Below are 13,300 nucleotides of genomic sequence, written 5' to 3'. Positions count from 1 at the left end.
CTCAGTCGGCGGTCTGCTGCGCCAGCGCCTCGGCGTCGGCGAGATCCTCCACCGTATTGGCATTGAAGAACGGGTCGACCGGCTCGGCCGGCCAGGAGACGGTCGCCAGCCTGTAGCGTGCCGTCCAGCGATCGATCTTGCGCAGTTCCTCGCCGACCAGCGCCTCGCGAAGGGCGCCGCGCAGGGCGACCTTCCACAGGCCGATGGGCGGATGGGTGCGCTCGCCCGACGCGGCGACGGCAAGGTCGGCGTCCTCGGCATCGCGCGCTGCACCCAGCCGCGCCACGAGATCGCGTGGCAGGAACGGGCAGTCTCCGGCGACGCTGACGACCCACTTCGCATCGGGCCGGTGTTCCGCCGTCCAGTCGAGCGCCGCGAGGATGCCGGCGAGGGGGCCGGGATGGCCCTCGACATTGTCCGCCACCACCGGCAGGTCGAAGCCGGAGAACCGCTCCGGATCGCCATTGGCATTGAGGATCACCCCGGCGCATTGCGGCGCGAAGCGGTGGATCACATGGGCGAGAATCGGCCGGCCGGCAATGGTGCGCATCGGCTTGTCGCCGCCGCCCATGCGTCGGGCAAGGCCACCTGCGAGGATCACGCCGATCGGCGCGGCAATGTCAGCTGTCATGGTCTGCGCCCTTGCGTCTGCTGCGCTTCGGTTCGTCGTCCACCGTCGCGAGATCCTGGTCGAAGACGATGCGCTCGGCGCCCGACAGCGCCACGAAGCGCTTGCCCTTGGCCCGGCCGATCAGGGTCAGCCCGATCTGCCGCGCCAGCGCCACGCCCCAGGCGGTGAAGCCCGACCGCGACACCAGGATGGGAATGCCCATCCGCACGGTCTTGATGGTCATTTCCGAGGTCAGGCGGCCGGTCGTGTAGAGGATCTTGTCGGCCGGGTCGACCCCGTGGCGGAACATCCAGCCGGCGATCTTGTCGACCGCGTTGTGGCGGCCGACATCCTCCATGTAGCAGAGCGGCCGGCCCTTCACGCAAAGGACGCAGCCATGGATCGCGCCGGCCTCCAGATAGAGCGACGGGGTGGTGTTGATCGTCTTCGCCAGTTGGTAGAGCCATGACGTGTGCAGGCTGGCGGCCGGCAGTTCGATCTCGTCCAGCGCTTCCATCAGGTCGCCGAAGGCCGTGCCCTGCGCGCAGCCCGAGGTCAGGGTGCGCTTCTTCAGCTTATCCTCGTAATTGGTGCCGCGCTCGGTGCGCACCACCACGACCTCGAGATCGTCGTCATAATCGACGCCGGTGACGACATCGTCGGGCTTCAGCATGTTCTGGTTGAGCAGATAGCCGAGCGCCAGATATTCAGGATAGTCGTTGATCGTCATCATCGTGACGATCTCCTGGGCGTTGAGATAGAGCGTCAGCGCGCGCTCGACCGGCACCGAGACCGCCACCTGCGCCCCTGTCTGGTCGAGCCCGGTGACGCGCTCGGTCAGGCGCGGATTGCCGGGCTCCGGCATGATGGTCGTGACGGTCGGCCGATCGTCGGTGTCTGACATTGGGGGGTCCTGTCGATAGGCTGTTGCATGGGCGGCGCATCCGAAGGTGTGCGGGCGTCCGGCGTGTCGTGCAAGGGTAGAATGTGATCCGGCGCTCATATAGGGACCGGACCGGTCGCGCGGGTCACCGCGGCGGCCGATGCAATGAACGGGTGCGGGGATGGCGCAACTTTCGGACGATTGCTTCGCATTCGGCGGGCCGATGATGACCGTCGACGAGACCGTGGCGCTGATCGCGGCCCGCTTGCAGCCGCTGGCCGGCATCGAGGCCGTTCCGCTGGCCGAGGCCGATGGCCGCATCCTTGCCGCCGATCTGGTCGCGTCGCTGCCGCTGCCGCCCTTCGCCAATTCTGCCGTCGACGGCTACGCCATCCGCAGCGCCGATCTGCCGCAGGAGGCCGAGCGACGCTTTTCCGTCTCCGGCCGCGTCCAGGCCGGCTCGCGTTCCGATGAGGACGTTCAGCCCGGCGAGGCCGCGCGCATCTTCACCGGCGCGCCGATGCCCGGCGGCGCCGATACCGTCTTCATGCAGGAGGATGTGCAGGTCGAGCCCGACGGGGCGGTGATGCTGCCTGCCGGCCTGAAGCCGGGGGCCAACATGCGGCCGGCCGGCGAGGATGTGGCGACAGGCGCCATCGTGCTGCGTTCGGGGCGCCGGTTGCTGCCGCAGGACATCGCCATGGCCGCGGCGCTGGGGCAGGTGGAACTGACGGTTCGCCGTCCCGTGCGGGTGGCGATCTTCTCCACTGGCAACGAGATCGTCGCGCCGGGCGCCGAACGCGCCGCGTCGCAGCTCTTCGATTCCAACCGTTTCATGCTGATGGCGATGCTGCGGCGCCTCGGCTGCTCGGTCTCGGACCTCAACATCCTGCCGGACGACCGCGACGCGATCGCGGCGACCTTGCGCGGCGCGGCGAGGGATCATGATCTGGTCCTGACCTCCGGCGGCGTCTCGACGGGTGAGGCGGATTTCGTCAAGGACGCTGTCGCGGGTACGGGCCGGATGGTGTTCTGGCGCATCGCCATCAAGCCGGGCCGTCCGGTGGCGATGGGGGTGATCGACGGCACGCCGCTGATCGGCCTGCCGGGCAATCCGGTGGCGAGTTTCGTGACCTTCGCCCATGTCGCCCGCCCGGCAATCCTGGCGCTGGCCGGAGCGGAGCCCGAAGCGACGGTGGCGACGCCGGTGCGGGCGGCTTTTGCCTACAGGAAGAAACTCGGCCGGCGCGAATATGTCCGCGCGAGCGTCCGCCACGCCGCCGACGGCACACTGGAGGTGCAGAAGTTCCCGCGCGAGGGGGCGGGCCTCCTGTCGTCGCTGGTCGACACCGACGGCCTGGTCGAACTGGGCGAGGATGTCGTCGCCGTCGCGCCGGGCGAGATCGTCGGCTTCATCCCCTATGCCAGCCTGTTCTGAACCGGCAGCGATCGCAGGATCGACGGCGGCCCGGAGCGCAGATCACCGGGCCGCCGGATACTGAACCGGTCGCCTATTCGAAGACGATCGACGGCGCGCTGACCATCCGGCGCTCCTCGCCGACCCGCTCCCAGGCGGTCCGGGCGATCTCCCGATAGGTCTTCGAGTGCACGCTGTCCGGCTCGGACATGACGATGGGCGTGCCGCCGTCCGAGGTCGAGCGGATCTGCATGTCCAGCGGCACTTCGCCGAGGAACGGCACGCCGATGCGCTCGGCTTCCTTGCGGGCGCCGCCATGGCCGAAGATGTCGTGCCGGCCGCCGCAGTCGGGGCAGACGAAATAGCTCATGTTCTCGACGATGCCGAGGATCGGCACGTCCACCTTGCGGAACATGGCAAGGCCCTTGCGCGCGTCGATCAGCGCCAGATCCTGCGGCGTCGAGACGATGACCGCGCCGGCCAGCGGCACGTTCTGCGCCATGGTGAGCTGGGCGTCGCCGGTACCGGGGGGCATGTCGACCACGAGCACGTCGAGTTCGCCCCATTCGACCTCGCGCAGCATCTGCGTCAGCGCCGAGATGACCATCGGCCCGCGCCAGATCATCGGGGTTTCCTCGTCGACGAGGAAGCCCATCGACATCACCTTCAGGCCGTAGCCTTCCATCGGGCGGATGATCCGGCCCGAGACGTTCTGCGGACGGCCGGAGATGTGCAGGAGCCGCGGCATGGACGGGCCGTAGATGTCGGCGTCCATGATACCGACCTTCAGGCCGTTCGCCTGCAGGCCGAGGGCGAGATTGACGGAGGTGGTCGACTTGCCGACGCCGCCCTTGCCCGAGGCGACCGCGATGATCGCGCCGATGCCCGGTACGCCGGCCTTCTCGGGCGCCTTGGGAGGCTGCGGTGCGCGCCCAGCCATCGGCGGCGGCACGGCGGCGGCCTGGGACGGGCTCGGCGCCGGGCGTACGGGTTTGGCGGAGGACTTGGTCGCTTCGGCGGTGAGCGCGACGGTCGCCTTCTCGACGCCCGGAACGCCGGACGCGGCCTTCTCGGCGGCGGCGCGCAGCGGCTCCAGCTCTTCCGCCCGGTCGGCCGGAATGGTCAGGGAGAAGAACACCTTGCCGTCGGCGACGAAGATGTCGGAGACCAGCCCGAGGTCGACGATGTTGCCGGTGAGATCCGGTCCCTTCACCCGCTTGAGCTGCTCCAGGATGTCTGCCTTGTCGATTGCCAAAGGGTCTCTCGCTGCTATGAATTGGGTCCGCGTCTCTTACGGCAATTGCTGCTCCTGGCCAATCGCGATCCCGGAGCGGATCGGCGCGGACCTCACAGCGCGAACGGAGGCCCGCAGACTTGGAATCCAAGGGAAACCGCAAGCAGCGCCGCGCCGCAGGCACGCCGCCGACGCTCGATCCGGACGCCTTCCTGAAGCTGGCGGACCGCTTCATCGACGTGGCCAACCGCGCCAACCAGAAGGTTCTGGCGACCGACATCCACATGGCGTTTCTCTACGCCGCCGCCCGCTACAACGCCTTCGTCGGCAACAAGGTGCGGGAAGTGGAGGATCACGAGGTCTACATCGAAGAGATGGCGGCCACCTACAAGGAGATGCTCCGCAATCATCTGGCCGATCCGAATCTCTGATTCGCCGCCGGCCTAACCCTGCAGGCGCTGGCGGATCGACACGCGCCGCGCTGGAGGCTGTGCCGGACTTTCGATCCGCTCGACCGGCTCGGGCTCCGGCGCGGAAGCCGTGGCAACGGCGATCGGCGGGCCTGTCTCCTCCGTGATCAGGCGCTCGTCGTCGCCGGCAGCCTGCGGCCCCGCATCGGCGGCAGCCATCTCCGGCGCGGCCCCCAAGTCTTCGGCCACGGCGACGTCTTCGGGCGCATCTGCCGCACTGTCTGCGACCGCGCCCGCTTCGCTCTGATCCTCCGCCTCGGCCGACACGGCATCCGTTTCGGGCTCGGGCCGAGTCAGGCGGCCGGTCGCCTGCTGGGTGCTCTGCTCCTCGGTGCTCAGAAAGCCGCGTCCGAGCTGCCACAGCGAGGTGTAGCGATTGTGGGCGGGATTGCGGAAATCCTCGTCGTAATCGTTCAGCCCGTCGAGATTGGCGAAGACCGGATTGGACCGCCACAGCTTGCGCAGCGCCTTGCGGCGCAGAAGCTCCGGCACCCCGCGCTTCATGAACAGGCCGAAATCGTCGCCGGCCTTCAAGGAATCGATGTCGACCGCTTCCGCCGCCAGCCGGTTCTGCTCGAGCTCCTCGGCCTCGCGGGCAACGGCCTCGGGATCGACGGCGTCGGGCGTCTGGGCGTCCGCCGCTTCGGCGGCTTCGGCCGCCTCGACCTCGCGCTTGCGCCGCGACCAGCGCGACAGGAAGCCGCCGTCGTCACCGGTTTCGTCAGCCATCGAGATTTCCTCCGGCCGGCTTCTCGCGCTGCAGGAAGATCGGGTCCTTGCCGAATTTGTGGTCCTTGAGATCCAGCTTGTCGCGCCGCCGCTTCTTGAATTCCTCTTCCTGGTGATAGCGGTTCACGAAGTCCTTGAGCGTCTCGGTGATGTCCGGAGGCATCGGGACGCGCTCGACGATGTCTTCGCCGCTGTCGTCGTAATCCTGCGCGAGATAGGGCGAGGCGGTGACGCTATGGACGAACCACGGCAGCGGGTGGCCATCTTCCGACGGGGAGCGGCGCAGCACGATGAACAGTGCCGGCACCTGACTGTTGAAATTGTGCACATAGGCCTCGGTGTCGGCCGCGTGGCAGGTGAGCGCATGCACGCCCATGAAATAGCGCGTCCGCTCGTCGTCGCTCAGCATCACGTCGCCGGTGGTCAGGCCTCCGGATGCCGGGGCGATTCCCACCGGGATCCAGTACTCCTTCGCCCAGCGCGAGACGGATCGGCGCCGCTCGGCCAGAACACCCAGCATGATCGTCAGTTCACGGGCCAAATTGGCGCACCTTTCGCAGTCCGCGAGCTTGTTTTTCACCCGCCATAAACAGCGTAACGTGTTATTCCTCATCGACAAAGGGAGAAGTCATGAGCGCGACGAGCCAACGGATTCTGGTCTGCAACTGCGAGAAGACCATGCGGGTGGACGGCAAGGCGATCGGCCATGCCCTCGGCGGCGCGGAGCTGCCGGTTCACACGCATCTTTGCCGCAGCCAGATCGGCACCTTCGAAGGCGCGATGGAGGGCGACGCGCCCGTGGTCGTCGCCTGTACCCAGGAGAGCCCGCTCTTCGCCGAGATCGCCGAGGAGAAGGGCCGCGAGGTTTCCGCCTTCGTCAACATCCGCGAAATGGCCGGATGGACCGCCGACAAGGCGTCGATCGCGCCGAAGATGGCGGCGCTGATCGGCGCGGCCTCGCTGCCGGTAGCGCCGGCCCGGCTGCGCGCCATCGAAAGCGACGGACTGTGCCTGGTGACCGGTCGGGGGCAGGCGGCGCTGGACGCCGCGGCGCTGCTCAACCGCACGCTGTCGGTCACGCTGCTCTTGACCGATGCCGAAGATATCCTGCTGCCCGAGGTGCTCGACTTCCCGGTCTTCCGCGGCCGGGTGGTTTCTGCCACCGGCACGCTCGGCGGTTTCGACATCGTCGTCGACGATTACGCCGGCATGCTGCCCTCGTCGCGCGGCGAGCCGCAATTCGCCCTGCCGCGCAACGGCGCCAAATCGTCCTGCAGCGTCCTCTTCGACATGACCGGCAACGCGCCGCTGTTCGCCCGCCCGACCGGTCGCGACGGCTATTTCCGCGCCGATCCCGCCGATCCGGCGGCGGTCATGCGGGGCGTCTTCGACGCCAGCGGCTACGAGGGCGAGTTCGAAAAGCCCATCTATGTCAGCTACGACGCGTCGATCTGCGCCCATGAGCGGTCGAAGAAGACCGGCTGCACCAAGTGCATCGACAATTGCCCGCCCAGCGCGATCTCGCCCGACGGCGACAACATCCTGATCGACACGGCGATCTGCGGCGGCTGCGGCAATTGCGCCGCCCATTGCCCGACCGGCGCGGTCTCCTACGACTATCCGGCCCGTGCCCAGTCGATCGAACGGGTGCAGACGCTGGCCCGCACCTATCTGGCCGCCGGCGGCGTGGCGCCCGTGCTGATGGTGCATGAGCGCGAGCATGGCGCATCGCTGATCAACGCCATGGCCCGCTTCGGCCGCGGCCTGCCGGCCAATGTCATTCCGCTGGAGATGCATTCGACGACGGCGCTCGGCCACGACCTGATCGTCGCGGCGCTGGCCGCCGGCTTCCGCTCGCTGGTGGTCCTGGTCGATCCGCGCAAATCGGGCGAACTGCACGCGCTGCACGAGGAAATCGGGCTGACCGAGGCACTGCTCACCGGGCTCGGCCATGCGCCCGACCGGGTGCGGATCGTCGCCGAGCCCGATCCGGAAATCGTCGAGGCGCTGCTGTACGACCGGCAGGAGGCTGCCGAGATCGCCCGCACGGCGTTCGCGCCGGTCGGCGGCAAGCGCGAGGTGGCGCGCGCCGGCATCGCCGTCGCCGCGGCCGCCGGTTCAGGCCCGGGCGACGATCTGATCCGCCTGCCGGCCTCGGCCCCCTACGGCAACATTCTCGTCGACAAGGAACGCTGCACGCTCTGCATGGCCTGCGTCTCGGCCTGTCCGGCCGACGCCCTGCGCGATACGCCGGGCAAGCCGGAACTGCGCTTCGTGGAGGCGGCCTGCGTCCAGTGCGGCATCTGTGCCGCGACTTGTCCGGAAACCGCGATCACGCTCGACCCACGCTACAATCTGGCGCCGACAGTAATGCAGCCGGTGACGCTGAACGAGGACGAGCCGGCCGAATGCACCTGCTGCGGCAAGCCCTTCGCCGCGCGCGGCATGCTCGACCGGGTCAGGGAAACGCTCGGCGGCAAGCACTGGATGTTCCAGACCGAGGAGCGGGTGGCGCTTTTGCACATGTGCGAGAGCTGCCGGCTGGAAGCTCTGGCGGCGGACGGCGGCGACCCCTTCGCCATCGCCCAGCGCCCCAAGGTCCGCACCACCGACGACTATCTGGAAGCCGGCCGGCGCGGCCTGACGGTCGACGACTTCCTCACCACCGATTGAGGATCAGTTGCGCTGGTAGCAGAGGGAGCGCGCGTCGGCGCGCGACTTCTCCGCGGCCTCAGCGGTGATCAGATCCTGCTGGACCATGACGTCGATGTCGGCGAAGCGCTTGTCCATGCAGGCCGCGACGTCGGGGTCGACCCGCAGCGTGCCGAGCTCCTCGCCCCGCTCCTGGACACCGGCCACCCATTCTTCGGTCTGGACATAGACGAGGAAGGCAAGAGCGGCGAGGGCGATCGCGAAGACTAGCGCCACGAGGCGCATCCAGGGGGAGTTCGCGACGCTGTGTGATGAAGTCGTCATGTCGATTCCTTGATCATTGGACGCCGGAGGTGAGGGGCAGATTGGTCAGAAGGTTCTGGGGCTTCAGCCGGATGAGACCGGTGGGATTCACTGCCACGCCGAGATAGGCCGGCTTGCCCCGCATGGTCGGCAGGATCCGGTCGTCGTCCTTGAACTCCATGCGGAACAGCGCGGCTATCCGGCCGATGCGGTCCTCGTCGACCGTTTCGCCCTCGTAAAGGCCGTTCAGGATCTGCGTTGCCTCGGCGTCGAGCCCGACATGCCAGGACCAGTGCTGGTCGGTGATCGACTGCATCGCCTGGACCCGCACCGGCAGATGCAGGAAATGCGCGACCCAGCGTTCGATCACCCGCGCCAGCGCATCCTGCCCCGGCTGGGTGAAGCGGAAATCGAGGGCGAAATTGAACTGGTCGGCCCGGCCCCAATAGGTCTCGCAATTCTCCTCGCTCAAAACGTCGAGTGAGACTTCGCGCATCGGCGTGCCGGCTTCGGCCAGAAGCGAGCCCAGCCCGCCGAGGCCGCCGGATTCCGAATACATCTCGACCACTTCCGCATCGGCCAGCGTCAGCTGGCCATCGCCCGTCGTCGCCATCTGGTCACGGAAGAACAGTTCGGCGGCGCGCAGGACGAAGGGGTCGGTCTCGTGGGCCAGAAGCCCGCCCAGGATCAGATGGACCAGCTGCTCGATGAAGACCGGCGGCACGCGCGGTGCATCCGGGCGGAACAGGGCGAGATAGCCGGCCTCGATGGAGCCGTGCCGCAGGAGGTGGTCGCGATAGGCCAGCAGCATGCGGTAATTGTCCGCCGTGTCGGCATCGGCCAGCGCCGCCAGATCGGCCTCGGTGACCGTCGCGTCGGGCGTCTCCATCAGCCGCTCGAACAACCGGTGCTCGTTGTCGCAGCTTTCCTCGATCGGGTGGATTTCCGGCCGGGTGTAGTAGGCGCGCAGGAAATCCGGCGTGACCGCGAGCCAGCCATTGTCCAGCTTGTGGGTCAGATGCAGGCCGGCGGATTTCCAGACGACACGGCCCTGTAGCGCGAGGGGTTTCGCAGGCATCTGCATCAGGAATCGGCTCCGCTTGCGGCATCGGTCAGGGGCAGCAGCACCGTGCGCCCGTCGGTCTTCAACAGGGCCCCGCCGGCGTCGTCGAGGCCGATCATGGTGCCGGAATGCCGGACACCGTCGAGGACGATGTCCACGGTTTCGCCCATCGCATCGGCGCGGGACGTCCAGCTCTGATGCGCGGCACGGAACCCGTCATGGGTCCATCCGTCGATCCACGACAGGAAATGGCGCGCCACCGCCTCGACGATGAGGGTGCGGTCGAGTTCGCCGCAGCCTTCTTCCATCAGCGCGGTCGCGGCCAGGTCGTGGCCCGGTTCGGCGGGCCCGTTCCGCGACGCCTCGATGGTCAGTGCGTAGCCGACGACCATGTGGTCGGGGATCCCGGCCGGATCGCGCGGTCCGGGAACATGGAGGCGCACGGCGCCGACGGTCGCGCCATTGGCGAGGATCGTGCCGGGCCAGCGGAAGGTCAGCGCCAGATTGGGCGGTCCGATGCCGCCCAACGCGTCGCCGATCGCCACCATCAGGAGCGGCAGCATCTGCGCGGCCTTGGCGAGCGCGACGTCCGGCTCCAGGATCAGCGCGGCCGCGGCGCAGTCCGTGTCGCGGCTCCAGAACAGATCGCCCGCGCCATGGGATTGCGCGCGCGCGGCTTCGATCGCCGCCGCGAAGGGGTCGACGCCCGCAGCCACCGGGTGACCGGTGAAGGCGGGCGGGAATTCGGGGTCCGCCAGGGGCGCGATGTCGATCTGGCTGAGCGTCACGGCAGCTGGATTTCACCCTCGACGACATGGTCCAGCGGCTCACCCTCGGCGGTCAGATGCATGCGCACCTTCAGGGGGCCGGAGCCGGCCTTGCCGGAGCGCACCAGTTCCTCGATCTCGCGCTGCGAGGTCACGCCGACCTGCTTGAGAAACTTGCGCAGTGACATGTTGAAGGCTTCTTCGCTCATCGGTCCTGTTCCTTGCTGTCGCGGTGCCGCCGGTCGCGCTCCGCGTGATGATCCGTCTCGCACCGGGCGTGTGAAGGCGCCGTGCCGCCGCGTCCCGCCACGTGTGCGTGGGCGGTCGATCGGGCCTATTGCAGCCGGACGTTCTCGGTCGAATAGGCTTCGCTCGCCGATTGTTCCAGCTCGGTGTTGAGCAAGAGGCCGACGCCCAGCCCGATGACCAGCACGATGGCCACGCTTAGCAGGAATGCCTTCATTGTCGTGTGGTCTCCCCCGGTTCTGGTGCCGGTCGCCCGCTTGGCGGCGGCGTTTCGGCATCGGTTGCGGTCGCCCGCTTCAGATAGGCAATCAGCGCGTCGCGCCGTTCGACGCTCTTCAGCCGCTGCACGGGCATCTTCGTGCCCGGCGTCACGACGTCGGGTCCATGGTCGAAGAGCTGTGATACCGTGTCCTCGGTCCAGACGATATCCGATTCCGTCAGCGCCTTCGAATAGGGATAGCCCGGAACGGTGCCGGCCTTGCGCCCGAACAGGCCGAACAGCGTCGGCCCGGCGCGGTTGCCGTCATCCGGCGTCAGCGTATGGCAGACCGAACATTTGCGCAGGAACTCGCTTTCGCCGGGATCGTCCGTGCCATGCGCCTGGAACCGCCGCGGATAGACCGACTGGATCGCCTCCATGCGCCGGCGCGGCGAGACCTGCCAGCGAATGGCGAAATCGTCGAGCCCGACCCGGTAGAGCTCCTTGCCGTCCGGCGTGAAGGACAGCCCCCAGACCGGGCCATAGACGTCGCCATATTCCTCGACCAGCGTGCCGGTCTCGATGTCGAAGACCCGGATGCGCCCGTCGGCGCTGCCAGTGGCGAACCATCCGGCCCGCGGTGACACCGCGATCGATAGAACCGGGTTCTCTTTCGCGGCGAGTTCCACGGTTTCCAGCGTCGGCAGGTCGACGAGACCGGTCACGCCGTTCTGGCTGCCGAAGGCGAGCAGGGTGCCGCCGGGCAGGGGGGTGATGACGTTGACGCCCCAGCCATGGGTGTAGAGCACCCGCGACGAACCGGCGATGCGACCGTCGTCGAGCGGCCAAGCACGGATCGCGCCGTCATAGCCGGCGGTGAACAATTGCCGTCCGTCCAGCGCGAAGGCGACCGCGTTGACATTGCCCTGATGGCCCTCGGCGCGCGCGATCTCGCGGCCCTCCGCAATGTCGAAGATCCGCGCCGTGCCGTCCCAGCGCGCGGCTGCGGCAAAGCGGCCGTCCGGGCTGACGGCGACGTCGAGCACCTTGACCGGCGTATCGGCGATCCGCTGTTCGAGGTCGCCGGTCGCAAGATCCCAGATGGCGAAGGAGCCGTCGTCGGAGACCGAGACAGCCTTGTCCGTGCCGGGGACGAACGCGACGTCGTTGACCGCCGCGTCGTGGCCGGCGAGCTGGGTGGCGACGGTGCCGTCCGGGCCGGTCATGTCCCAGAGGATGATCGAATAGTCGAAGGAGGCGGTCAGCGCGCGGGTGCCGTCATCGGACAACGCGACCGCCTTCACCGGGCCGCCGTGGCCGACCAGCCGCTCCGGCAGCGCGTCTGCGCCGGCCGGGTTCGACAGCATCGCGAGGATTGCGCCGGCGGCGAGCGCCGCCAGTCTCAAAGCGGGGCGCATGATCGCGTCACGCCGGCCGCTATTCCGCGGGTGCGGGATGCGCCCCGGCCTCGGGGCGACCATCTTTCTTCAGGACCTCGTCCACCCAGAGCGCATGATGCTCGCGCGCCCAGTTCAGATCGACGTCGCCGCTGCCCATGGCGTCGAAGGCGCCTTCCATGCCGATCGTGCCGATATAGATGTGGCCGAAGATCACGCAGACCATGAACACCGCCATGACGGCGTGCCAGATGGTGTTGAACTGCTGCTCCTGGATCACCGAATAGGGCGGTTGCGGCAGGCCGAGCCAGGCCGGCACGTCGAGGCCGATGCCGGCAAGGGCGGTGAAGGTGTCGCCGAAGAAGCCGTGCTCGAACGGGAACAGCAGCGCCCAGCCCGAGACGCTGAGCGACAGGCCGCCGATCATCACCAGCCAGAAGATGACCTTCTGTCCGGCGTTGAACTTCCAGGCCGGCGGATGCGCGCCCTTGGAGAAGAAGCCGCCGCCCTTCATCAGCCAGACGAAGTCGGTGCGCGACGGAAGGTTGTGGACGATCCACAGGACGAAGGCGACCACCAGCCCGGCCATGAAGGCGAAGGCCACGTAGTTGTGCGACATCTTCAGGAAGCCGGACATCGGGCCGAAGAGCTCCTTGCCGATCAGCGGCATGATCAGCTCGCGGCCGTAGGAGATGTTCAGCCCGCTGATGGCGAGGATGATGAAGGACAGGGCCATCACCCAATGGGCGGTGCGCTCGATCAGGCCGAAGCGCTTGATGGTGACGCCGGCAAGACCGTGCTGGACGCGGATGCGGCCGCGAACGGCGAAGAACACGGCGAGGAGGACCAGCATGCCGATCATCGCCAGTCCGAGATAGTCGAACATCGGACCGTTGCGCAGAAGGCGCCAGGACTCGCCCTCGGACTGCACCAGCACCGAGGCCTTCTTGTCGGGGATCGAGACGCCGCCGGAAATGCCCTGGCGCACCGACCGCCATATCTCGGCGTCGGAGGTGGTGCCGAGCGCGTCGCCCGGAACGGCGCCGCCGGTCGGCGAGGCATTGTCCGGCGGCCGGACCGAGCTCTGGGCGTGGCTGGAGCCGGCTGCGGCGAACAGCATCAGGACGGCGATGGCGAGGACCGGCACGAGAGCTGCGAGACGCCGTAGCGGGGCGGAGCGTGACAAGACAGCGAGAGACGCTCTGAGGCTAGGCATGTCCTCTATCCCCGTTCGGGTGAAAGATGCGGCGGGAATGGGCAACGCGGTGCGCCACCGGTCATCGTCAGGCGGCAAACGGCCGGAGCCGTCCGCCGGAATTGCATGCGCGGC

The 13,300-nt window shown here is 68.1% G+C and carries 15 protein-coding genes; 3 read left to right on the top strand and 12 right to left on the bottom strand.

What is annotated here, in order from left to right:
• Position 1: 1 nt before the first annotated feature.
• Positions 2-631, bottom strand: a complete 630-nt coding sequence (gene mobA, locus SI859A1_RS14265; protein ID WP_040325847.1) for a molybdenum cofactor guanylyltransferase MobA — start codon at positions 629-631, stop codon at positions 2-4.
• Positions 621-1,514 carry a formate dehydrogenase accessory sulfurtransferase FdhD gene (locus SI859A1_RS14260; protein WP_009210429.1) on the bottom strand — a complete coding sequence of 298 codons (894 nt, stop codon included), beginning with the start codon at positions 1,512-1,514 and terminating at the stop codon, positions 621-623. The genes mobA and SI859A1_RS14260 overlap by 11 nt, the downstream gene beginning before the upstream one ends.
• A gap of 160 nt (positions 1,515-1,674) precedes the next feature.
• Between SI859A1_RS14260 and SI859A1_RS14255 the strand changes: the two genes are divergently transcribed.
• Positions 1,675-2,931, top strand: a complete 1,257-nt coding sequence (locus tag SI859A1_RS14255) for a molybdopterin molybdotransferase MoeA (RefSeq protein WP_009210428.1) — start codon at positions 1,675-1,677, stop codon at positions 2,929-2,931.
• Positions 2,932-3,004: 73 nt separating this feature from the next.
• Here SI859A1_RS14255 and SI859A1_RS14250 read toward each other — a convergent pair whose 3' ends face one another.
• The gene (locus SI859A1_RS14250; protein WP_009210427.1) at positions 3,005-4,165 is read right to left on the bottom strand and encodes an Mrp/NBP35 family ATP-binding protein; all 1,161 of its coding nucleotides are present in this window, start codon (positions 4,163-4,165) and stop codon (positions 3,005-3,007) included.
• A gap of 119 nt (positions 4,166-4,284) precedes the next feature.
• On the opposite strand from SI859A1_RS14250, the gene SI859A1_RS14245 reads away from it, so the two are divergent.
• Positions 4,285-4,575, top strand: coding sequence for a DUF3144 domain-containing protein (locus SI859A1_RS14245; RefSeq protein ID WP_040325846.1), 291 nt, complete (start codon positions 4,285-4,287; stop codon positions 4,573-4,575).
• Between the two features lie 12 nt (positions 4,576-4,587).
• Here SI859A1_RS14245 and SI859A1_RS14240 read toward each other — a convergent pair whose 3' ends face one another.
• Positions 4,588-5,343, bottom strand: coding sequence for a DUF3306 domain-containing protein (locus SI859A1_RS14240; protein WP_009210426.1), 756 nt, complete (start codon positions 5,341-5,343; stop codon positions 4,588-4,590).
• Positions 5,336-5,884 (bottom strand): DUF3305 domain-containing protein, encoded by a 549-nt coding sequence (locus SI859A1_RS14235; protein WP_244401013.1) that lies wholly within the window; start codon positions 5,882-5,884, stop codon positions 5,336-5,338. Before SI859A1_RS14235 ends, SI859A1_RS14240 begins: the two co-directional genes overlap by 8 nt.
• Positions 5,885-5,973: 89 nt before the next feature.
• Here SI859A1_RS14235 and SI859A1_RS14230 point away from each other — a divergent pair, with 89 nt between their 5' ends.
• A complete protein-coding gene (locus tag SI859A1_RS14230) occupies positions 5,974-8,016 on the top strand; it encodes a 4Fe-4S binding protein (RefSeq protein WP_009210424.1) in 2,043 nt (680 codons plus the stop codon).
• A 3-nt stretch (positions 8,017-8,019) separates the two neighbouring features.
• Here SI859A1_RS14230 and SI859A1_RS14225 read toward each other — a convergent pair whose 3' ends face one another.
• The 7 genes from SI859A1_RS14225 to SI859A1_RS14200 all read right to left on the bottom strand — a co-directional run bounded on the left by SI859A1_RS14225 (position 8,020) and on the right by SI859A1_RS14200 (position 13,186).
• Positions 8,020-8,319: a hypothetical protein gene (locus tag SI859A1_RS14225; protein ID WP_009210423.1), complete on the bottom strand. Its 300-nt coding sequence runs from the start codon at positions 8,317-8,319 to the stop codon at positions 8,020-8,022.
• Between the two features lie 13 nt (positions 8,320-8,332).
• Entirely contained in the window at positions 8,333-9,376 is a 1,044-nt protein-coding gene (locus SI859A1_RS14220; RefSeq protein ID WP_192847170.1) for a DUF6352 family protein, read from the bottom strand.
• A 5-nt stretch (positions 9,377-9,381) separates the two neighbouring features.
• Positions 9,382-10,149, bottom strand: coding sequence for a biotin/lipoate--protein ligase family protein (locus SI859A1_RS14215; protein ID WP_009210421.1), 768 nt, complete (start codon positions 10,147-10,149; stop codon positions 9,382-9,384).
• Entirely contained in the window at positions 10,146-10,337 is a 192-nt protein-coding gene (locus SI859A1_RS14210) for a DUF6494 family protein (protein WP_009210420.1), read from the bottom strand. Before SI859A1_RS14210 ends, SI859A1_RS14215 begins: the two co-directional genes overlap by 4 nt.
• A 125-nt stretch (positions 10,338-10,462) precedes the next feature.
• Positions 10,463-10,591, bottom strand: a complete 129-nt coding sequence (locus SI859A1_RS22320) for a hypothetical protein (protein WP_276324898.1) — start codon at positions 10,589-10,591, stop codon at positions 10,463-10,465.
• Complete coding sequence (locus SI859A1_RS14205) at positions 10,588-11,991, bottom strand: c-type cytochrome (protein ID WP_148233855.1); 1,404 nt, start codon at positions 11,989-11,991, stop codon at positions 10,588-10,590. The genes SI859A1_RS22320 and SI859A1_RS14205 overlap by 4 nt, the downstream gene beginning before the upstream one ends.
• A gap of 19 nt (positions 11,992-12,010) precedes the next feature.
• A complete protein-coding gene (locus SI859A1_RS14200; protein WP_148233854.1) occupies positions 12,011-13,186 on the bottom strand; it encodes a formate dehydrogenase subunit gamma in 1,176 nt (391 codons plus the stop codon).
• Positions 13,187-13,300: the final 114 nt, after the last annotated feature.

It is taken from the genome of Aurantimonas manganoxydans SI85-9A1 (assembly GCF_000153465.1).
Lineage (GTDB): Bacteria > Pseudomonadota > Alphaproteobacteria > Rhizobiales > Rhizobiaceae > Aurantimonas > Aurantimonas manganoxydans.
The sequence above is the reverse complement of the archived record's forward strand: the minus strand, read 5'-3'. Positions and strand labels throughout refer to the sequence as shown.

What these genes read in the sequence shown, in the direction of transcription:
- mobA (WP_040325847.1), bottom strand. Translation starts at nt 631, where the DNA reads ATGACAGCTGACATTGCCGCGCCGATCGGCGTGATCCTCGCAGGTGGC.
- SI859A1_RS14260 (WP_009210429.1), bottom strand. Translation starts at nt 1,514, where the DNA reads ATGTCAGACACCGACGATCGGCCGACCGTCACGACCATCATGCCGGAG.
- SI859A1_RS14255 (WP_009210428.1), top strand. Translation starts at nt 1,675, where the DNA reads ATGGCGCAACTTTCGGACGATTGCTTCGCATTCGGCGGGCCGATGATG.
- SI859A1_RS14240 (WP_009210426.1), bottom strand. Translation starts at nt 5,343, where the DNA reads ATGGCTGACGAAACCGGTGACGACGGCGGCTTCCTGTCGCGCTGGTCG.
- SI859A1_RS14230 (WP_009210424.1), top strand. Translation starts at nt 5,974, where the DNA reads ATGAGCGCGACGAGCCAACGGATTCTGGTCTGCAACTGCGAGAAGACC.
- SI859A1_RS14225 (WP_009210423.1), bottom strand. Translation starts at nt 8,319, where the DNA reads ATGACGACTTCATCACACAGCGTCGCGAACTCCCCCTGGATGCGCCTC.
- SI859A1_RS14220 (WP_192847170.1), bottom strand. Translation starts at nt 9,376, where the DNA reads ATGCCTGCGAAACCCCTCGCGCTACAGGGCCGTGTCGTCTGGAAATCC.
- SI859A1_RS14210 (WP_009210420.1), bottom strand. Translation starts at nt 10,337, where the DNA reads ATGAGCGAAGAAGCCTTCAACATGTCACTGCGCAAGTTTCTCAAGCAG.
- SI859A1_RS22320 (WP_276324898.1), bottom strand. Translation starts at nt 10,591, where the DNA reads ATGAAGGCATTCCTGCTAAGCGTGGCCATCGTGCTGGTCATCGGGCTG.
- SI859A1_RS14205 (WP_148233855.1), bottom strand. Translation starts at nt 11,991, where the DNA reads ATGCGCCCCGCTTTGAGACTGGCGGCGCTCGCCGCCGGCGCAATCCTC.
- SI859A1_RS14200 (WP_148233854.1), bottom strand. Translation starts at nt 13,186, where the DNA reads ATGCCTAGCCTCAGAGCGTCTCTCGCTGTCTTGTCACGCTCCGCCCCG.